At 60.1% G+C, this 20,326-nt stretch carries 19 protein-coding genes and 1 pseudogene; 7 read left to right on the forward strand and 13 right to left on the reverse strand.

Annotation, left to right across the window (positions count from 1 at the left end; all coding sequences use genetic code 11):
- The 3 genes and pseudogenes from CKW38_RS28475 to CKW38_RS28485 form a co-directional block, all read right to left on the reverse strand.
- A pseudogene (locus tag CKW38_RS28475) lies at positions 1–471 on the reverse strand (hypothetical protein); the annotation flags it as partial.
- A 122-nt stretch (positions 472–593) separates the two neighbouring features.
- A complete protein-coding gene (locus tag CKW38_RS28480) occupies positions 594–989 on the reverse strand; it encodes a YbaN family protein (RefSeq protein ID WP_064383238.1) in 396 nt (131 codons plus the stop codon).
- 10 nt (positions 990–999) lie between these two features.
- Positions 1,000–1,587, reverse strand: a complete 588-nt coding sequence (locus CKW38_RS28485) for a YecA family protein (RefSeq protein ID WP_016984205.1) — start codon at positions 1,585–1,587, stop codon at positions 1,000–1,002.
- 377 nt (positions 1,588–1,964) lie between these two features.
- On the opposite strand from CKW38_RS28485, the gene recQ reads away from it, so the two are divergent.
- From recQ to CKW38_RS28500, 3 genes are all read left to right on the forward strand, one after another.
- Positions 1,965–4,094: a DNA helicase RecQ gene (gene recQ, locus CKW38_RS28490; protein ID WP_095114446.1), complete on the forward strand. Its 2,130-nt coding sequence runs from the start codon at positions 1,965–1,967 to the stop codon at positions 4,092–4,094.
- Positions 4,095–4,603: 509 nt separating this feature from the next.
- Positions 4,604–5,038: a MarR family transcriptional regulator gene (locus CKW38_RS28495; protein WP_007919713.1), complete on the forward strand. Its 435-nt coding sequence runs from the start codon at positions 4,604–4,606 to the stop codon at positions 5,036–5,038.
- A gap of 127 nt (positions 5,039–5,165) precedes the next feature.
- On the forward strand, positions 5,166–6,926 hold the full coding sequence (locus CKW38_RS28500) for a FimV/HubP family polar landmark protein (RefSeq protein ID WP_095114479.1): 1,761 nt from the start codon (positions 5,166–5,168) through the stop codon (positions 6,924–6,926).
- Between the two features lie 123 nt (positions 6,927–7,049).
- Here the strand turns inward: CKW38_RS28500 and CKW38_RS28505 are convergent, their stop codons facing one another.
- Positions 7,050–9,251, reverse strand: coding sequence for a patatin-like phospholipase family protein (locus tag CKW38_RS28505; RefSeq protein WP_007919709.1), 2,202 nt, complete (start codon positions 9,249–9,251; stop codon positions 7,050–7,052).
- 71 nt (positions 9,252–9,322) lie between these two features.
- On the opposite strand from CKW38_RS28505, the gene CKW38_RS28510 reads away from it, so the two are divergent.
- Positions 9,323–9,610, forward strand: coding sequence for a SelT/SelW/SelH family protein (locus CKW38_RS28510; RefSeq protein ID WP_095114447.1), 288 nt, complete (start codon positions 9,323–9,325; stop codon positions 9,608–9,610).
- Here CKW38_RS28510 and CKW38_RS28515 read toward each other — a convergent pair.
- The gene (locus CKW38_RS28515; protein WP_095114449.1) at positions 9,604–10,497 is read right to left on the reverse strand and encodes a DMT family transporter; all 894 of its coding nucleotides are present in this window, start codon (positions 10,495–10,497) and stop codon (positions 9,604–9,606) included. The genes CKW38_RS28510 and CKW38_RS28515 overlap by 7 nt on opposite strands.
- A gap of 203 nt (positions 10,498–10,700) precedes the next feature.
- Positions 10,701–11,465, reverse strand: coding sequence for an AraC family transcriptional regulator (locus CKW38_RS28520; protein WP_095114451.1), 765 nt, complete (start codon positions 11,463–11,465; stop codon positions 10,701–10,703).
- 135 nt (positions 11,466–11,600) lie between these two features.
- Here CKW38_RS28520 and CKW38_RS28525 point away from each other — a divergent pair, with 135 nt between their 5' ends.
- Positions 11,601–12,416 carry a UDP-2,3-diacylglucosamine diphosphatase gene (locus CKW38_RS28525; protein ID WP_007919701.1) on the forward strand — a complete coding sequence of 272 codons (816 nt, stop codon included), beginning with the start codon at positions 11,601–11,603 and terminating at the stop codon, positions 12,414–12,416.
- Between the two features lie 77 nt (positions 12,417–12,493).
- Here CKW38_RS28525 and CKW38_RS28530 read toward each other — a convergent pair whose 3' ends face one another.
- Positions 12,494–13,084 (reverse strand): HD domain-containing protein, encoded by a 591-nt coding sequence (locus tag CKW38_RS28530; protein ID WP_095114453.1) that lies wholly within the window; start codon positions 13,082–13,084, stop codon positions 12,494–12,496.
- Between the two features lie 14 nt (positions 13,085–13,098).
- Complete coding sequence (locus CKW38_RS28535; protein ID WP_095114455.1) at positions 13,099–13,410, reverse strand: DUF962 domain-containing protein; 312 nt, start codon at positions 13,408–13,410, stop codon at positions 13,099–13,101.
- A 164-nt stretch (positions 13,411–13,574) separates the two neighbouring features.
- Here CKW38_RS28535 and CKW38_RS28540 point away from each other — a divergent pair, with 164 nt between their 5' ends.
- Positions 13,575–14,636, forward strand: a complete 1,062-nt coding sequence (locus CKW38_RS28540; RefSeq protein ID WP_202949280.1) for an AraC family transcriptional regulator — start codon at positions 13,575–13,577, stop codon at positions 14,634–14,636.
- On the opposite strand, the gene CKW38_RS28545 is transcribed toward CKW38_RS28540, so the two are convergent.
- Positions 14,593–16,047, reverse strand: a complete 1,455-nt coding sequence (locus CKW38_RS28545) for a TrkH family potassium uptake protein (RefSeq protein WP_007919691.1) — start codon at positions 16,045–16,047, stop codon at positions 14,593–14,595. The two genes, CKW38_RS28540 and CKW38_RS28545, sit on opposite strands and share 44 nt — an antisense overlap.
- Positions 16,048–16,168: 121 nt before the next feature.
- Between CKW38_RS28545 and CKW38_RS28550 the strand changes: the two genes are divergently transcribed.
- Positions 16,169–16,735 carry a nitroreductase family protein gene (locus CKW38_RS28550; protein WP_007919690.1) on the forward strand — a complete coding sequence of 189 codons (567 nt, stop codon included), beginning with the start codon at positions 16,169–16,171 and terminating at the stop codon, positions 16,733–16,735.
- A 313-nt stretch (positions 16,736–17,048) separates the two neighbouring features.
- Here the strand turns inward: CKW38_RS28550 and CKW38_RS28555 are convergent, their stop codons facing one another.
- The 4 genes from CKW38_RS28555 to CKW38_RS28570 all read right to left on the reverse strand — a co-directional run bounded on the left by CKW38_RS28555 (position 17,049) and on the right by CKW38_RS28570 (position 20,286).
- Complete coding sequence (locus CKW38_RS28555; RefSeq protein WP_007919688.1) at positions 17,049–18,389, reverse strand: cell wall metabolism sensor histidine kinase WalK; 1,341 nt, start codon at positions 18,387–18,389, stop codon at positions 17,049–17,051.
- Between the two features lie 175 nt (positions 18,390–18,564).
- A complete protein-coding gene (locus CKW38_RS28560) occupies positions 18,565–19,014 on the reverse strand; it encodes a Spy/CpxP family protein refolding chaperone (protein WP_007919681.1) in 450 nt (149 codons plus the stop codon).
- A gap of 176 nt (positions 19,015–19,190) precedes the next feature.
- Entirely contained in the window at positions 19,191–19,868 is a 678-nt protein-coding gene (locus CKW38_RS28565) for a response regulator transcription factor (protein ID WP_007919679.1), read from the reverse strand.
- Between the two features lie 7 nt (positions 19,869–19,875).
- Complete coding sequence (locus CKW38_RS28570) at positions 19,876–20,286, reverse strand: translation initiation factor 2 (protein ID WP_038363742.1); 411 nt, start codon at positions 20,284–20,286, stop codon at positions 19,876–19,878.
- Positions 20,287–20,326 lie beyond the last annotated feature (40 nt).

Genomic DNA, 20,326 nt, shown 5'->3' on the forward strand with positions numbered 1-20,326 from the left:
GTCGACACCGTCGCGCACCACATCCGGCGGATCGAAGGCCATGGTCAGTTCGGAGTGGCCGTAGTCGGGATTAAGATCCTGACCACCGGGTAGTTCGAGTTTGACGACGAACTTGATCGTCGGTCCTGGCTCGGGCTTCTGCCCGAAGCGTGTGATTTGATAGGACAGCTCCCAGTTGCCGCTGGGCAAGCGCGACGACTCGATGAACAAAGTGACGTGCTTGTTCACCTCGATGTCTTCGGTGATGGTCTTTTGCGCGACCATGGTGGTGCCCAGGTACACCTTGCAGTTATCGGTCTTGATCATGTTGTTCCAGGCGGGAATCTGGATCTTCAGCCCCTTGTCGGGGTAGGTAAGTCGTGCAGCGGCGAGGTTGACGCCCCACGTGCCGTTCTTGAGATCTCGGCCACCGGGGATTTCCGGATCGAGCAAGGACAGGACCGAGATTTCTTTGCGCGGTTGGACGAGCATGACGGGCACTCCTGCCTAGGGTGGGGGGGATGGAGTGATTAGGGGATAAAACCGGGAAAAGCGCACCTGTCAGATCTGACAGGTGTTTTAACGTTTTAGACCAACGGTAGTAACGGTATGGCTCAAGGTTTGCGCAAAGTCTTCTGCCGCAAAATATAAACCGTCACCAACACCGCACTGGTCAACATGAACCCCCGCGCCCACGGCAATGGCACCAGGTAACACGAGAACAGAATGCTCGCCCACATCAGCCCGATCGCGTAGACCTTGCCCTTGAGCGGAATGCCGTTGCCATCGAGGTAATCGCGGATCCATGGCCCGAGCCGTGGATGCTCGACCAGCCATTGATAGAAGCGCGGAGAGCTGCGCGCGAAACAGGCCGCGGCGAGCAGAAGGAAAGGGGTGGTGGGCAGGACGGGCAGGAAAATCCCGATCACCCCCAATGCCACGCTGAGCCAGCCGATGGCCAGCAGGATGTAGCGCAACATCAGGGGGCGGTTGCCTATGGGGTTGTCCATAGGCCGGATCTTAGTGGTGACGTGGCTTGAGGATCGCCGGTTTTTCGTCGGGCGCCTGGCACAGCAGGTACAGCGCGGTCAGGGCTTCCGGGATCTGTACGATCATGTCGTCCATCAGGTTGGCGTCTTTGGCGATGTCTTCGAATTCTGGCTGTTCGTCGAACAGGCCCGAACCGACCATGATCGGCAAGAGCATTTCGCTGACTTCTTCTTCGGCGGTTTCGAACCAGGCCGCTTCACGCAGGAACACGCCTTCCATGAAGCCGATGCACCAGCCGCGCAGTTCGGAATCGTCCGGCTCGTCGCCCAGATCCAGTTCGCATGGCAGTTCGAATTCTTCATCCGAAGCCAGTTGACGGGCGATGTGTGCCTTGAGGCCGATCAGGGTGGCTTCGATCTCTTCGCGCTGGGCGTCGCTGCTGTAATGCGGCTCTTCGGCGAACAGGGCGTCGATCCACTCACGCTCCGGTACGTCTTCAGCGCAGATCGACAGCGCGGTCAGGTAGCCGTGAGCGGCCACGTAATCCAGCGCCTCGTCGTGCAGCTCGTCGGCGTCGAGGAAAACTTGCAGGCGGGTCAGTTGCTCAGCGAAGGACATTACGGGGCTACCTTGGGGAATAAACAATGCGGGAATTCTAGGCTTTCTTGCGCGCTCAAGCCAGCCGCATGGCAGATTTGACCTGCCATACCCTGCATACACCCTGTAGGAGCTGCCGAAGGCTGCGATCTTTTGATTTGCTTTTAATAAAGACAAGATCAAAAGATCGCAGCCTTCGGCAGCTCCTACACAGGTATCAGCGATTGTATCGACGGGTGTCGCCCTGTGCAGGGAAGGGCTCGGGTATACTGCCGCGTTTTGCGATCCCTGCCCGCATTGCGGCTGTCATGCAATGCGCTCTTACGTTTTGTTTAAGCAGCCGTGGCTGTTCTGAACCAGCCTGAGCAGGGATGTATCGGTAGATTTTTGGAGTTTTTATGCTCGAACAGGCTCAGCGCGTCCTCAAGGACATCTTCGGCTACGACAGTTTCCGTGGCCGTCAGGGTGCAATCATTGAGCGCGTGGCCAGTGGCGGTGATGCGCTGGTACTGATGCCTACCGGTGGCGGCAAGTCGCTGTGCTTCCAGGTGCCGGCGCTGCTGCGCGAGGGCCTGGCGGTGGTGGTATCGCCGCTGATCGCACTGATGGACGATCAGGTTGCCACCCTCGAAGAGCTGGGCGTGGCCGCCGCCGCGCTGAATTCCACCTTGAGCGCCGAGCAGCAGCGTGATCTCGCGGCGCGGATCAAGCGCGGTGAAGTGAAGATGTTGTATCTGGCGCCCGAGCGTCTGGTGCAACCGCGCATGCTGTCGTTCCTGCAAGGCCTGAACATCGCGTTGTTCGCCATCGATGAAGCGCACTGCGTGTCGCAGTGGGGCCACGACTTCCGTCCGGAATACCTGCAACTGGGCCAATTGGCCGAGATGTTCCCTGACGTACCGCGCATCGCCCTGACGGCCACTGCCGACAAGCGTACCCGCGAAGAAATCGTCACCCGCCTGCACCTGCAAAATGCCGAGCGCTTCCTGTCGAGCTTCGACCGCCCGAACATTTTTTACCGCATCGTCCCCAAAGAGCAGCCGCGCAAGCAGTTGCTGGCGTTCCTCGCCGAGCGGCGCAGCGATGCCGGCATCGTCTATTGCCTGTCGCGCAAGAAAGTCGAGGAAGTCGCGGCGTTCCTGAGCGAGCAGGGCTTCCCGGCGCTGCCGTATCACGCCGGATTGCCCAATGAGCTACGTGCCTTCAACCAGAAGCGCTTCCTCAATGAGGAAGGCCTGATCATGGTTGCCACCGTGGCGTTCGGCATGGGCATCGACAAGCCCAACGTACGTTTTGTCGCGCACCTCGATCTGCCGAAATCCCTTGAAGCGTATTACCAGGAAACCGGTCGCGGCGGCCGTGACGGCCTGCCGGCGGATGCTTGGATGGCCTACGGTCTGCAAGACGTGGTGATGCTCAAGCAGATGCTGCAAAACTCCGAAGGCGACGAGCGGCACAAGCGTCTCGAGCAACACAAGCTCGACGCGATGCTGTCGCTGTGTGAAGAAACCCGCTGCCGTCGCCAGACCCTGCTGGCGTACTTTGATGAAGACATGCCCGAGCCTTGCGGGCATTGCGACAACTGCGTCGATGGCGTGCAGACCTGGGATGCCACCGAGCCCGCACGTCAGGCATTGTCGGCGATTTTCCGCACCGGCCAGCGTTATGGCGTCGGTCATCTGGTCGACGTGCTGCTGGGCAAGGACAACGAAAAAGTCCGCAGTTTTGGCCATCAGCATCTGTCGGTGTACGGCGTCGGCAAGGCACTGAGCGAGAGCGAGTGGCGCTCGCTGTTCCGTCAATTGGTCGCGCGCGGTCTGGCAGACGTCGATCACGAAGGTTATGGCGGTCTGCGTCTGAATGACAGTTGCCGGCCATTGCTCAAGGGTGAAGTCACGCTGGAGTTGCGCCGCGATCTCAAGCCGCAGGTCACCGCCAAAACCGCCAGCAAGAGCCCGGCCAGCCAACTGGTGCGCGGCGAAGAGCGCGAACAGTGGGAAGCCCTGCGTGCGCTGCGGCGCAAACTGGCCGAAGAACATGGCGTGCCACCGTACGTCATTTTCCCCGATTCGACGTTGCTGGAAATGCTCCGCAGCCAACCGACTTCGCTGGCGGAAATGGCCCGGGTCAGCGGGGTCGGCGCGCGCAAGCTGGAACGCTATGGCGATGCCTTCCTCGAAGTGCTCGGCGGCGAGGTCGAGGCGCCGAAAGCGGTGGCCGACGTGCGCCACGAACTGATCACCCTGGCACGCGCCGGCATGACCCCGATGCAAATCGCCGGTCAGTTGCAGTGCTCGGAGAAGAACGTCTACACCATGCTCGCCGAGGCGATCGGCAAGCAGCAGTTGTCGCTGGAACAGGCGCTGGATTTGCCTGAAGAATTGATGGGCGAAGTGCAGGACGCGTTCCTTGATGGTGAAGGCGAACTGCCGTCGGTCGCCGAGGTGGCCGAGCTGTTTGCCGGGCGTGTGCCGGAAGGCGTGCTGTATTGCGTGCGGGCTGCGCTGCAATCGGAATTCGAAATGTAATTCGCCTGAGCACCCTCACCCCAGCCCTCTCCCAGAGGGAGAGGGGGCCGACCGAGGCGTCTTGCGTTAAACATCGACCTGAAAAATCGAGTCGATTATGGACTCACCAAAGCACGTTCAAGTCGCTGAATATTCCGAGCATCCCCCATTCAGTCCCCTCTCCCTCTGGGAGAGGGTGAGGGCCTGCCAATTCTGGATTCAGCAAAGCACTCCCAAGTCGCTGAATATCTAAAGCATCCCCCATTCAGTCCCCTCTCCCTCTGGGAGAGGGCTAGGGTGAGGGCTGTCCCATTCTGGATTCAGCAAAGCAGTCCCAAGTCGCTGAATATCTAAAGCATCCCCATTCAGTCCCCTCTCCCTACGGGCGGTCCGACGTTTCGGGAGGTTAGGGTGAGGGGCTTCAAGATGTAACGATTCAGTACAGACCGCCACTTGCCTATAACTGCAGCTCATGCTTAGCTGGCTAATAATTAGAAATTCTTTATTTTCAGTCTAACCGTGAGTGTTTTATGCCGTTAACCGATCAACACCGCTTTGGCATGCAACTGGCCCAGATGTCCCGTGGCTGGCGTGCCGAACTGGATCGACGCCTCGCCGGGCTGGGGTTGTCCCAGGCGCGCTGGCTGGTGCTGCTGCATCTGGCGCGTTTTGAAGAAGCACCGACCCAGCGGGAGCTGGCGCAGAGTGTCGGCGTCGAAGGGCCGACCCTCGCGCGCTTGCTCGATAGTCTGGAAAGCCAGGGCCTGGTGCAACGCCAGTCTGTAATGGAAGACCGCCGGGCGAAAAAAATCGTCCTCTGCGCACCGGCCCTGCCGCTGATCGAGCAAATCGAAACCATTGCCACACAGTTGCGTCATGAGTTGTTCGAAGGCGTCGACGAGGCGGATTTGAAGGTGTGCATGCGGGTTCACGGGCACATTCTGGCCAACCTGGAAAAATCTTGAGGCACATCCACGTGCCGTATCTTTGAGAGATCGCGCTGCGCCGACTATAAGAACTACTGGGCAATATCGTGTTCGTACCGGATGTACGAACGCATAGAAGTCGGTTTTGCTTATTTAAGGGATGCTCATGCTCGCAAGTCGGCACGTGGTACTGCGCGGCGGCGCCAAATGGCTGCTGGTCGCTGGTGTATTGAGTTATTCGGCCTGGTCGATGGCCTTGGGGCTGGGTGATATCACCGTCCATTCAGGCCTCAATCAGCCGCTCAAGGCCGACATTGCCTTGGTCGATGTCGGCGGGCTGACGCAAAACGATTTGGCCGCGCGCCTGGCCACGGCGGATGAATTCGCCGAGGCAGGGGTCGAGCGGGTGTTCTTCCTCAACGACCTCAAGTTCATCCCGATCCTGCATGGCAATCGCCAGATGATCCGGGTGACGTCCAGCAAACCGGTCAACGAACCCTTTCTGAATTTCCTCGTGCAGCTCGATCAACCCAACGGCCGGTTGCTGCGTGAGTACACCGTGTTGATTGATCCACCGGGTTCGCCGGGTATCGTGCCGGCCACCGATGAGCCGGATCCACGTGCGCAATCCTCCGCGTTTCCCACTGTCGAGCCTGTCGTGGCAGCGCCACAGGCACCTCAAGCCAAGCGCGATACCGTGCCAGCACCCCCGCCTGCCAGCGATGCACTGGCCGAGCAGTTGGCCGCCAATGTGTTGCTGAATCAGCAACTGCAGAAGACCGTCGACGAATTGAACGCAAAACTGCAGACACAGGATGTGCAGATTGCCGACGGCAAGAAGCAGATCAGTGACTTGCAAACACGTCTGGTCGAGTTGCAGAAATCGCCGCCCCCGACTGTGGTGACCCCGGCACCTGCTCCTGCGCCAGTCGTTGCACCGGTCGAATCCAGCGATGACAGTTTGAACTGGTCATTGCTCGGCGGCCTGTTGCTGTTGCTGGGCGCATTGGCCGGGTTGTTTGTGCACCGTCGACGGCAACAACAGCGGCAGGTTGCCGAGCCGCTGCCACTGTTGCCGCAAGGCAATGAGCCGGAGGCGGCGGAGGCCGAGAACACCGAGTCGGTCAGAATTCACACATCAGACCAACACCGCGAAGAACCCGCCGCTGGTGATGTGCTGGAGGCGGTGGGGATCTATCTGGCTTATGGCCGATTGGGCGAAGCCGCCGGGCTGTTGCGCGACGCCTTGCACAAGGAGCCTGCGCGCACTGATATCGGTTTGCAGTTGCTAGAAGTGCTGGGACGTCAGGGTGACAGCGCCGCGTATGAACAACAGGAAAGTCATTTGCATGAGCTGGGTGTGGATGCCCGGACGTTGCAGGATGTTCGCGCGCGGCACCCGAAACTGGTGGGTGCAGCACCGTTGGCCGTGGTACCGCCGATTGTTGCAGCGGCCCCGATTGCCGCTGCCCAACCGGCGCCTGAAGATGATTTCGAACTGAATCTGGGCGAGCTGTCGATGGATTCCAGTTGGGATCTGGAAGACAGTCGCCCGGCCACCGCTGAACCTGCGGCAGACACCTCGGCGCTCGGCTCCGGTCTGCAGGTTCTGCCTCAGGACTTTGAATTGCCCGAGCCCAGCGAAGAGGCCGAACTCGAGTGGATCCCTGAATCGGAAGCCGGGCCGCTGGATGAAGATTTTCTCAATGAGTTTGCTGATGCCGAGCCGTCACTGGCGTTGCAACCTTTGGATTTGCAGGAGCCGGAACTGGTACACGACGCCAACTCCGGCAAACTCGAACAGGCGCAGACGTGCATTGATGACGGTGACATCGACAGTGCGATTGCGTTGCTCAATGAATTGCTCAAAGAGGGCGATGAACCTTTGAAGCAAACGGCGCGGACGTTGCTGGCGGGAATTCGCTGAAGCCTCCGATCCGATTTGCGGTTGAGCTGATACCGCCTTCGCGAGCAGGCTCACTCCTGCATTGGAATGCGTTCCCCTGTGGGAGCGAGCCTGCTCGCGAAGGCGGATTGTCAGGCGACCTGATCAGAAGGTCTGCCCAAGGTTCAGATAAACCGCCTGCTCATTCGCATCATTCAACCCATAACTGAAATTCAACGGCCCCAGCGGCGTGTCAAAACCGATGAACACGCTGGCCGCGTTGATATAGCCGCTGTCGAACTCATTGTCGTTGTTCCACGCCCGTCCACGCTCCAGCGAGGCGCCGGCATACAGCGGGAAGTCCAGTGGCAGATACGAGCGCGGCGTCAGCCGGCGGTAGTACACCGCGCGCATCAGGCTGACGTTCTGCCCGGAAATCGCGTCTTCTCTGAACCCCGACAACTGCCGCGCACCGCCAAGCAGGAAGCTTGACGTGACCACGTTGGCATCGTCCAGCGTACGCCCGTAACGACCACCGAGAATCAGCGTATCCGGGCCACGGCTCATGGCTTTGTCGAGTTTGAATTCCCACTGTCGGTAACGCGTATCCGAACCCAGGCCCGGTTCGAACTGCATCAGCGTCAGACTGACGTCCTTGCCTTCATGAGGGAAGTAGACGTTATCCAGCGAATCGTAGGAATACTTCAGCGCGTAGAAGCCTTCGTTGAAGTTTTCACTCGGCAGATCCTGATCGCCAATCCGCACATCGGCCTTGCCCCAGGCCTCGCCGACACCGAAACGCACTTCGCCGTTGTTGCCGATCTGTCGGCCGAAGTTGAGGCCGAAACCGTAGCGCTCGACGCGATACTGCGCGATCGGATCGTTGTCGAGCACCGCTTCAACGTTCTGCGCCTCGAACGAGGCGTACGGTGCGACGAAGTAACGCGAGCCGACGTCCAGCGGTTGATAGAACTCGGTGTACAGCTCTTGTTTGTCGCCAATCTGCGCGCGGGTCAGCCATTCCGCGCCGAGGCGGTTGATACCGTTGATGCGATAGCTGGCGCCGAGATTGAAGGCGCTGTCGCCGCGCATGTCGTCCGACAGATTGAGGCCGACCCGCAAGTAATCGGTGCCGCTGCGCTTGCCCCGAGCGCTGATCACCAGTGTGTGATCCTCGCCCTTGTGCACCACGCGGTACTGCACTTGTTCGAAGTAGTCGAGGCCGTACAAAGTGCCCATGTCCGAGTGCAATCGGGCCAGATCCAGCGGCTCGCCAATGTGCTGGCGTATGTAGTAGCGGATCACATCGTCGTCGACTTTCGAGTCGTTCTCGACGCGGATGCCCGTGATGATTGGTGTGCGTTGACCCGGCGAACGTGCGGCGTTGAGTTCGGCGTCCTGGGATTCTTTGGGTTTGAGGACGGCGAGGCGCGCATCGAGGATTCGCGTGGCGCGATAACCGGCATCGATCATCTCCTGAGCCTTGCCGAAATCAGTGACACCGAACGCTGCCAGCGCGGGCTGGATCAGCACATCGGAGGATTTCAGCGCGGCCAGTTGTTCTTCGGAGTTACTGCGGGTCATCAGGGTGATCGACTGGTTCAACACATCGACCACGGTGGTCAGTTGCTTGCGGTTGCGCAGCGGTGTACCGATGTCGACGACGATGGCCACGTCGACGCCCATTTCCCGCGCGACATCCAGCGGGATGTTGTCGGTCATGCCGCCGTCCACCAGCAGCCGGCCGTCGAGTTCGACCGGGGCGAACACCGCCGGGATCGACATGCTGGCGCGGATCACCTGCGGCAGATGACCTTTGCGGAACACCACTTTTTCGCCGTTGGAGATGTCGGTGGCGACAGCGCGGAACGGAATCGGCAGTTTGTCGAAATTCCGGGTGTCGCTGGTGTGGGCCAACAGGCTTTCCAACAGCAACGAGAGGTTTTGGCCCTGAATCACACCCAGTGGCAAGCCAAGGCTGCCGTCGTCACGAAAGCTGAGTTTCTGTTTGACCAGAAAGTCGCGGTCATCCTGTTTACGCCGAAACGGCACATCTTCGCGCGGCGGCGCGTCGGACAGCGCGGCTTGCCAGTCGATGTTCAGCGCGAGTTTTTCCAACTCATCGATCTTGTAACCCGAGGCGTACAGCCCGCCAACCACCGCGCCCATGCTGGTGCCGGCGATCGCATCGATCTTGATGCCTTGCTCCTCCAGCGCCTTAAGCACGCCGATGTGCGCCAGCCCGCGCGCCGCGCCGCCGGACAGCACGAGGCCGACTTTCGGTCGCGTCGCGTCACTGGCATCGACGCCGGCGTGAGCGAACAAAGGGAGGAAACCAAGCAGCAGGCAGAACAGCAGACGGCGCATTGTGAGTCTCGGGGCAAGCGTTAAAGCCGGCTATTATAGCGGCGCCCTCTGTCTCAGGAGTTTCAGCGAACATGACTGTCGCAAAAGCAGAAGTTGTCATCACCTATTGCACCCAATGCCAGTGGCTGCTGCGCGCTGCATGGCTGGCGCAGGAGCTGCTCAGCACCTTTGCTGACGACCTCGGCAAAGTGTCCCTGGTGCCCGGCACCGGCGGGGTGTTTCACATCAGCTGCGCCGGCGTGCAGATCTGGGAACGCAAGGCTGACGGCGGTTTTCCCGAGGCTAAAATCTTGAAGCAGCGAGTTCGCGATCAGATCGATCCTGACCGCGACCTCGGTCACAACGACCGCACTCAGTGAGACGCGGCCTCGGCGGCGACGGTTTTCTTGTCGGCATGGCCTGACATCCGCGCCGACACCACAATGGCGACAATGATCAGCGCGCCGCCGAGCAACATCTTCGGCGTCGGGTTTTCATTGAACAGCAACCAGGCGACGGTGATGCCGTAGACCGGCTCCATGGCAAACACCACCGCCGCCGTGCGCGCCTTGATCACCGCCAGACTGGCCACAAACAGGCTGTGTGCGACGCCGGTACAGAACACCCCGAGCAGCGCAATCCACAGCCAGTCGAGTGCGCGCACTTCGCTCAGTTGCGGTGCTGCAACTGGTAGTAGACACAGCGCGACCACGACGTTTTGGCACAGCGCCGCTTGCACCGCCGGAATCCGCCCGGAGCTGGCGCGGTTGGTCAGCGACAGCAGGGAAAACAGCAGCCCCGAAAGCACCGACCAGAGCAAGCCAATGGTCGCGCCGCTGCCGAGATCGAAGGCCGGGGTCACCAGAATCAGGCCGATGCTGACCAACACCACCAGCAGTATTTCATTGGCGCGGATGCGTTCGCGAAAGATCAGTCCTTCGAGAATCACCGTGAAGGCCGGGAAACTGGCAAAACCCAACGTCGCGATGGCGACACCAGCGATCTTCACAGACAGGAAGAAACTCACCCAGTGCCCGGCCAGCAACACGCCGCTGAGGGCCAGACGCCGCCAATCCACGGCCTGAAGTTTCTGCCAGCCGCTCTGGCTGGCGAAGCGGGCGAAGAACGCCAAGGCGACAACGGCGAAAGCCGCGCGACCGAACACGATCACAGCGGGGGAGGCGGCAGCGAGTTTGCCGAACACACCCGTCAGGCCAAACATCAAAGCACCGATATGCAGAGCGCCGAGGGCGGTACGCGGAGTCATTGCAATCCTTCTATCTCAAACACAATCTCAACTATTGATTGTTCCCACGCTCTGCGTGGTAACGCCTCTAGGGACGCTCTGCGTCCAGTGAGGCGGAGCGTCACGGGCTGCATTCCCACGCGGAGCGTGGGAACGATCAAAGATCGCAGCCTTCGGCAGCTCCTACATTTAAGCGTGTAGAGCTCAGTAAGTCTGTCGGCAGGCTATCGTCTTTTGTCGCAGGAATCGCGCCGAAGCTGGCCGGGTGATGCACCGAACTCACGTAGGACAGCAGCCGAGAAAGCACTTTGCGAGCTGTAGCCGACGCGACTGGCAACTTCGCCGATCGGCAGGGCTGTGTCGCGGAGCATTTGCACGGCCAGATGCAGGCGTCGGCTGCGGATGTAATCCATCGGCGTCTGCCCGCATTCGGCCATGAAACGCGCATGCAGACGCGCGCTGGACAATCCTGCCACCCGTGCCAGATCGGCGACTTGCAGCGGATACGCGGCGTATTGCTCGATGTGCGCATCCAGCGCGGCATAGGGCAGGCGCCGTGCGGCGACTTCGGTCGGTTGCGCATGATTGAGGCTGGCCAGCAGCAACACCGCGCCTTGTTGCGCGATCAACGGATCGCTGACCGGGCTGTTCGCCAGCCAACTGACCAACTGGCTTTGCCCCGAATCCAGCGACAAGCGCGCCGGTTGATCGAGCAGACGATGGCTGGCGTCGGCATGCTCGCCCAGTGAATCCGTCAGCCATTGGCCGTCCGGGATATCCAGTACCAGACAGCGGCTACCATTGGGACTGCCGCAGGCATGATGAGCGCCGGAAGGGATAACTACAAAACTCTGCTGACGCACCTGACTGCCACAACCCTCGACCTCGAAATCCAGCGCACCGGACAGCCCGAACACCAATTGCGCGTGGTCGTGGCTGTGGACGATCAAATCGTGGGTGTACTGACGCAGGGTGAGGATCGGTCGCATGGCAGGTTGTCTCCGAAGTGGTCGCCAGTCTACACCGGCGCACACCGGATGCGTTGTCACAGGACTGACTCACGCTTGTCATGGTCGATTAACCGGGCAGGCGCAAAGTGGCGAAAACATCGCAGAGGGTTGCCCATGACCAGCGCCGAGCTCGCCAGACCCAGTCGCAAACAACGCGTGCGCACCCTGTGGATCTCCGACGTGCACTTGGGCACGCGGGATTGCCAGGCCGAGCACTTGTCGCAATTTCTCAAGGGCTATCATGCCGACAAGATTTATTTGGTCGGCGACATCATTGACGGCTGGAAACTGCGCGGCGGCATGTATTGGCCGCAAGCGCATACCAACGTGATCCGGCGTTTGCTGACCATGAGCAAGCGCGGCACCGAGGTGATCTACGTCACCGGCAACCACGACGAATTCCTGCGTCGGTATTCGAAGCTGATACTGGGCAATATCCAGTTGGTTGACGAGGCGGTGCATGTCACCGCAGACGGGCGGCATCTATTGGTGATTCACGGCGATCAGTTCGATGTGATCACCCGTTATCACCGCTGGCTTGCCTTCCTCGGCGACTCAGCCTACGAATTCACCCTGACCCTCAATCGCTGGCTCAACCACTGGCGCGCGCGGTATGGCTACGGCTACTGGTCGTTGTCGGCGTACCTGAAGCACAAGGTGAAGACCGCGGTGAGTTTCATCAGCGACTTTGAAGAAGCCATTGCCCATGAATGCGTGAAGCGCGAGTTGCATGGCGTGGTGTGCGGGCACATTCACCATGCCGAAATCCGCAAGGTGGGGGAGGTGGATTACCTCAATTGCGGCGATTGGGTGGAGTCGTGCACGGCGCTGATCGAGCATTGGGACGGCACGATCGAGCTGTATCGGCTGGCGGACGCGCAGGCGCGCGAGGCGGAGCTGAAAGCGGCCAAAGTCGCCGAACTCGCCTGAAAAGCAAAGATCGCAGCCTTCGGCAGCTCCTGCATGTGACCTGTGCAGGAGCTGCCGAAGGCTGCGATCTTTTGATCTTAGGCCGTGGTGTGTTCTTCCATTGCCGCTTTGTAAATCGAGTTCTTCGGCTGCGCAAACAACCGTTCCATCATCGGCTCAAAGAAGCTCAACGGCAGCGTGTCATAGTCAGGATCAAACGCCGCCGCATCGTATTTGGCACAGAACTCGGCAGTCGCTTGATACTGCGGATGACCGGCGAACTGCTCGCGCAGATGCCGATCCATGCCCAAATGATGAAAAAAGTAATAACCCTGAAACACCCCGTGCTTCTCGACCATCCACAAATTTTCGGCACTGACGAACGGCTTGAGGATCGCTGCGGCAATGTCCGGATGGTTGTAGGAACCCAAGGTGTCGCCGATGTCATGCAACAACGCGCAAACCACATACTCCTCGTCGCGCCCGTCACGAAAGGCGCGGGTGGCGGTTTGCAGTGAGTGAGTCAGACGATCCACCGGGAAACCACCGAAGTCGCCTTCGAGCAGTTTCAGGTGAGTCAGGATTCGCGAAGGCAGTCGCTTGGCGTAGGCACTGAAGTCGGCGGCGATGATCGCCCAGTCTTCCTGCGTACCGTCCTTCATATGAGTGAAGCGGGCATTGGCATTCATTGGCTGACCCTCATTCAGAACGCCACGCGACCCAGAATCATGTCGCGGTACATGACGAAGTCGCCGAACAGGCTGTACAGCGGATGCTGGAAAGTCGCCGGCCGGTTCTTTTCAAAGAAGAAGTGCCCGACCCAGGCGAAGCTGTAACCGGCCAGCGGCACCGCCAATAGCAGAAGCCAGGCGCCCTTGGCGAGGGTCATCGCCAGAATGAAAATCACCAGCGTGGTGCCGATGAAATGCAGGCGCCGGCAGGTGCTGTTGCTGTGTTCGCTGATGTAGTACGGATAGAACTCAGCGAAGCTGTTGAAATGCTTGATGTTTTCCACGACCGCGTTCTCTGTGGTTATTGTTCTGGCGACGAGTTGTTCTGCGGGTAGCTTATTTGAGTCTAGAGTGAACATTGGCGTGGGCCAGTGACAATCGGCGCCACTTTAGTATCCTTGGCAAATCAGGCCGTAGCATGCGGCCCCTCATGTAAAAGAAAAACGCCATGAGCGAACGAACGACTTCTGCAAGCTGGGCGATGGGGATTGTCAAAGCATTGGAGATGGACGGCCTGGATTGCCGGGTTCTGTTCAAGCAACTGGGGCTCGATTACACGGCTCTGGATGATCCGGATGCGCGCTTCCCGCAAGATTCCATGACCCGCCTCTGGCAACGGGCGGTCGAGTTGTCCGGTAATCCGGCGATCGGCCTGAACATGGGCAAAGTGGTGCGCCCGGCGTCGTTTCATGTCGCCGGTTATGCGCTGATGTCGAGCAATACCCTGGCCGAAGGCTTCCAGCGGTTGGTGCGCTATCAGCGCATCATCGCCGAAAGTGCCGACCTGAGTTTCCGTCTGCTGGATGAAGGTTACGCGCTGATTCTGACGGTGCACGGCGACCATCTGCCGCCGACCCGGCAAAGCGCCGAAGCCTCGCTGGCCTGTGCGCTGGGCTTGTGTGGCTGGTTGACCGGGCGCACGCTGCACCCGGTCAAAGTCTTGGTGCAGGGCGCCGAACCCGATGACCTGGAACCCTATAAACAAGCTTTCCACGCGCCACTGATGTTCAACGCACCGTACGATGCGCTGATCTTCGAGCGTGCCGACATGGAAGCGCCGCTGCCCACCGCCAACGAGGCGATGGCGCTGTTGCATGACCGGTTTGCCGGGGAATACCTGGCACGTTTTTCCGAAAGCCGCGTGACCCACAAGGCGCGGCAGGTGCTGTGCCGGTTGCTGCCGCAGGGCGAGCCGAAGCGCGATACCGTGGCGCAGACCCTGCATTTGTCGCAGCGCACTTTGCAGCGTCGTTTGCAGGAGGAGGGCACGAGTTTTCAGCAACTGCTCGACGACACCCGCCGTGAACTGGCCGAGCAGTATCTGGCGCAACCGAGCATGACCTTGCTGGAAATCGCTTATCTGCTGGGTTTTGCCGATCCGAGCAACTTCTTTCGTGCATTTCGTCGCTGGTTCGACACCACGCCCGGCGATTACCGGACGCGGTTGTTGCAGGCGCCGGGTGCGGTCAGTGACGCCAAAAGGCCGGAATACACAGCACAAACACCGTAATGATCTCCAGGCGGCCGAGCAGCATGCCGAACGACAGGATCCACTTGGCCGCGTCCGGCAGGGTGGCGAAGTTGCCCGCCGGGCCGATGGTTTCGCCCAGGCCCGGGCCGACGCCGGACACGGTGCTGGCGGCGCCGGTCAGCGCGGTCATCCAGTCGACGCCAAGCAGCGACAGGAGCAGGGCGATCACGCAGATGGTGATGGCGAAGAAGAACGAAAAGGTCAGAATCGAACGGACGATCTCTTCGTCGAGACGGTGGCCGTTGTACTTCTGTTTGATCACCGCGCGCGGGTGAATCAACTGATTAAGGTTGGCCTTGAGGAGGATGTAGGCGACCTGGAAACGGAAGATCTTGATCCCGCCCGCCGTCGACCCGGAACAGCCGCCGACAAATCCCAGATAGAAAAACAACATCAGCGAGAAGTTGCCCCACAGGCTGTAGTCGCCAAGGGCAAAACCGGTAGTGGTGACCACTGACGTCACGTTCAGCGCCACGTGGCGCAGCGCCTCCAGCCAATGCAGATTGGTTGTCCACCAGTACCAGGTGCCGAGCACCAGCCAGGTCACCAGCAACATCCCGAGCAAACCCTGCACTTGCTGATCCTTGATCAGCGCCTTGCGGTTGCCGCGCAACGTCGCCACGTACAGGGTGAACGGCAGGCTGCCGAGAATCATGATAACCACCGCGACCCAGTGCACCGCCGGTTGCGTCCACTTGGCCAGCGACTGGTCGGAGGTCGAGAACCCGCCGGTGGAAATCGCCGACATCGCGTGGTTGATCGCGTCGAACGGGCTCATTCCGGCCCACCAGAACGCCAGACTACCGAGGATGGTAATGCCGACATAAGCCGCCACGATCAGTCGCGCCACCATGTGCGAGCGCGGCATGACCTTTTCCGAACGGTCCGAGGATTCGGTCTGGAACAGGCGCATGCCACCGATCCGCAGCAGCGGCAGAATCGCTACCGCCATACCGATAAAGCCGATGCCGCCGATCCAGTGCAGCAACGAGCGCCACATCAGGATCCCGGGGGACATGTTGTCGAGGCCATTGAGCACGGTCGAGCCGGTCGCGGTAATGCCCGACATGCTTTCGAAAAACGAGTCGGTGTAGCTGATGTGCTGAGTCAGCAGAAACGGCAGCGCAGCGAAAATGCATACCACCAGCCAACTGCTGACGGTCAGCAGATACATATCGCGCGGGCGCAGATGTATGTGTTCGGGGCGGCCGGGAATCACCAGCGCGAGGCCGGCGACAAAGGTGATCATGCTCGCCCAGAGGAACGACGGCAGGTCGCTGGTGCGCTCGAAAATCACCAGGGTGGCCATGGGCACGACCATGGCCACGGCCAGGGTGATCAGGAAGATGCCGATGATGAAACCAATGATCCGTAAGGTCGGCAACGCCATGAAGTCCGCTCGGGCTGATGTGGGAAGGGCGCCATTCTACCCGTGGGGCAGGGCATGTAAACCGGCATCCTGTTGGCAGATGAAGCTAGAATAGCCGCACATTTTTCTCAGGAGGTGGCCGATGCAGGCTCTCGACGCGTTGCTCAACCGTGTTTCCGTTCCACGTCTGGTCGAACCGGCCCCCACTGCCGAGCAGCGCGAAGCCCTGTTTGGTGCCGCGTTGCGCGCGCCGGATCACGGGCACTTGCAGCCGTATCGCTTTCTGACCATCGAAGGTGCGGCACGCGAGCAAATGGGCGAGTTGCTGGCCGAGGCTGCGCAATTGCAGGAAGGCGAAGTCACCGAAGCGATGATCGACAAGGCGCGCAACGGCCCGCTGCGTGCACCGCTGGTGGTTGTGGTGATCGCTAAATTGCAGGAGCACGTTAAATATCCGAAGGCCGAGCAGTTGCTCGCTGCCGGGTGTGCGGCGCACGGGATTTTGCTGGCGGCGTATGCGCAGGGGATTGGTGCGGTTTGGCGTACGGGGGATCTGGCTTATTCCCAGCATGTGGCCAAAGGCTTGGGCTTGGTTGAGGGTGAAGAAGTGATCGCGTTCTTGTACCTCGGCACGCCGCAGAAAGAACCGCGTGTGGCGGAGAAGGTTGATCTGGCTGAGTTCGTCAGCGCCTGGCCGGGTAAGGCCTGAAGATCAAAAGCCCCTCACCCTAACCCTCTCCCGGAGGGAGAGGGGACTGATTGGGGGATGCTGTAGAGGTACGCCGACCTGAAAGTGCTCGGTTGAATCCTGCATCGATAACGGCTCCAATGCATTTCGAACTTGGAGTCGATAACGGTTCCGATGCATTTCGAATCCAGAGTCGGCGACGATTCACGCGCCTTCCGGATCCATAATCAACTCGATTCTTCAGGTCGATTTATAGCGCAAGACACCTCGGTCGGCCCCCTCTCCCTCTGGGAGAGGGCTGGGGTGAGGGGCTTTTCTGGGGTGAGGGTGGCTTTTAGGGTTGGACAACTGCACCGGGGACAAGCGGCAATTCCAGACTGGCAATAAACCCACCCTGCGGATGATTGGCCAACGTCAAACTCCCGCCATGCCGCTCCGCCGCCCTTCGCGCAATCGCCAGCCCCAAGCCATGCCCTGCCGCCGTCTGCCCCGGAGCACGGTAAAACGGCTCGCCCAACTGGCTCAAATGTTCGGCCTGCACACCCGGCCCATGGTCACGCACACTCACGATAATTTTTTCACCCTGACGCGAGGCCTGCATTTCAATCGCCTGACCTTCCGGGTTGAAGCGCTGAGCGTTGCGCAGCAGGTTATCGACGGCGCGTTCGATCATGGTCGGCCAGCCTTTCAGATTCAGTTGCGGTTCGGCATCGAGACGGACGATCTGCTCGGGCGATCCGAGTTTTGCGTCCTTCTGCAAAGTGCCGAGCAGCGCATTCAAATCCACGTCTTCGGCACTGGCGTTGTCCGCATCAACCCGTGCCAGCACCAGAATTTCACTGATCAGCGCTTCCAGCCGATCGCATTCGCGGGTCAGGCGTGGCCAGAGTTTTTCCCTTTCTTCAGGGTTGGCGCGTTCCGCCAGTGCCAAGGCAATGCGCAACCGAGCCAGTGGTGAACGCAATTCGTGGGAGACGTCCCGCAGCAACTGACGTTGACTGCCAATCAAGCTTTGCAGGCGCGCGCCCATGCGGTTGAAGTCATTGGCGAGCACGCCGAATTCATCACGACGGTTGGCCAGTTTCGCCAGGCTGTTTTGCTGGTAAGTCGTCTGCCCCAGATCATGCACCGCGCCGCGCAAACGGCTGAGCGGGCGGGTGATGGAGAAGGTCACCAGCAAACTGAACAGGGTTAGTACCACCAACGCGATGCCTAACGCACTCAATGGCCAAAGCAGGCTTTCGCGGTGCCATGAGTCGAGTTCCGGGTGCGGGATGCGGTAGATGAACAGGTAGGTGTCACCGGTTTTTTCGCTGGTGAATTCGTCGGTGAGGCGACGCCATGGCAGGCGTCGGTCATCGTTGTTCTGGCGTGCTTCGAAGGCGGCGGCGCGACGCGGGAAGGTGCCGCGTACTACCGGGTCGCCGCTTTCGTTGAGCACCTGAACGTCGATGTGATATTGGCGCTTGCGCTGTTCGAGGATGTCCTGGGCGGCTTCTTCGCCCTGGGCTTCGTAAGTTTGTGTCCATTCGCCGGCCAGCGTGTTGAGGCCCGGATGGCGGCTGAGGATCCACGCGTCCTGGTTGAGCATGTGCCCAAGCAGAATGGACAGGCCGGCCACCAGTGCGATGGCCAGCCAGAAGCTCGCGAGAATACGCCAGAACAATGAACGCACAGAAAATCCTCAGAACAATGCAAAACCCCTGTAGGAGTGAGCCTGCTCGCGATAGCGGAGGGTCAGACAAAAATCTGTCAACTGACACACCGCTATCGCGAGCAGGCTCACTCCTACATTTGGATCGATGAAAACAGGCCCGACGGGGTGAGCCGTCGGGCCTGAAGTTAGATCATTATTGCGCCTTTTGCGCCTGTTGCGCTTTCCACGCCTTGAACTCGGCCCATTCGGCGCGACGCTCGGCCTGCTTTTTCTGGATCTCGTCGAATTTTTTCTGTTGATCCGGTTTCAGCAGCGCACGCACATCGGACTCGGCTTTCTTGTGGTTGGCGGCCATCTCGTCTTTCATGGCTTTTTGGTCAGCCGGCGAGAGTTTTTCCAGGTACTTGTCGACCACTTGCTTACGCTCGTGCATCTGCTCGCCCATGATCTTGCGGATCTGCTCGCGCTGTTCGCGGGACAGGTCGAGTTGGCTGTACGGACCTTTGCCGTGCATGCCGTGCATCTGACCGCCGTGGCGTGGGCCGTCAAGCGGGCCACCCATCGGGCCGCCGTCTTGCGGCATGGCCATGGCGACGGTTGGCAGAGCGGCAGCGAACATCAGAGCGATAAGAGTCTTGCGCATGGTGTATCTCCTTGTCTCGTTCCCGGTACGTTCCGGATGAGTACAGATTACGGAGATCAAGGTCAGCGGCGGTCAGCACTGCGTAAAGCTTGGGTAAAGACGCTTCGCGTCCCACCTTACACATGCCCTGTGTAGGAGCAGCCTTCGGCAGCTCCTACACAGGGAATGGGCGCGGTTCAGAGGCTATAGAAGTAACCGCGGCTGCGCAGAGCGACGATGCGAGGACGACCGTCCGGGTGCGGGCCGATCTTCTTGCGCAGGTTGCTGACGTGCATGTCGAGGCTGCGGTCGTACAGGGTCAGCTTGCGGCCGAGGGCGAGCTGCGCCAGTTCCTGTTTGTCCAGTGGTTCGCCCGGCTGCTTGAGCAGGGCTTCGAGCAGGCGGCTTTCTGAAACAGTCAGGGTCAGCTCTTTCTCGTCGATGCTGACCACGCCGCGCACCGGACTGAAACTCAGATCGCCCAGCTCAAGCTGAGTCGACACCGCTGCCGGATGGCTGCGGCGCAACACCGCGCGCAGGCGCGCGGTCAGTTCGCGCGGGTCGCACGGTTTGGCCAGGTAATCGTCGGCGCCCAATTCCAGACCAAGGATACGATCCAGCGGCTCGCCACGGGCCGAGAGCATCAGCACCGGCAGATCAGCGTGATCGTTGCGCAATTGCTTGAGCAGCTCCAGACCGCTGCCGTCGGGCAGCATCACGTCCAGCACCACCGCCGCCGGGGCGGTTTCGGCCAGCGCTTTACGCGCGCTCTGGCCATCGTGGCAGGCGCGCACCTGAAAGCCTTCCTGGCTCAGCCAACTACTCAGGAGTTCGCACAACTCCTGGTCATCATCAATCAGTAACAGCTCGCTCATGACTCACTCAATTTAGCCATTGCCGACGTTTTCGGCTTGCTCCACTGGCAAAGATACCGCAGAGCAGCGCCAATAGCGCTACTCCGGCGCCCGTGACGAACCACTGCTGCTGATCGGTCAGCAGACGCGGCAGCGGACTGGCCTGGGCTTCCTTGAGTTGCAGCTTCAAGCGCTGGTTCTCTTGGCGCAACCGGGCAAGCTGGGCGCTTTCGCGGGTATTGTCGGCATTTTGCAGTTGTTTGCTCAGTTCTTCCCGCTGCTGCTCACTGGCTTTGAGGCGCTGCTGCAACTCGGTGATCTGGCTGCCGGCGCTTAACGACAATGGCGTGGAGCTGCCGCCTTCGGTGGTTTCCTCACCATGGGCGGGCGCCATGATCGACAACGTGACCAACATCAGACACAACGGACCCTTGCGCATCGCGACACCTGCTTCCAAATGGATATTGGGCAGGTTGTCG

The organism is Pseudomonas sp. Irchel 3H7 (assembly GCF_900187605.1).
GTDB lineage: Bacteria > Pseudomonadota > Gammaproteobacteria > Pseudomonadales > Pseudomonadaceae > Aquipseudomonas.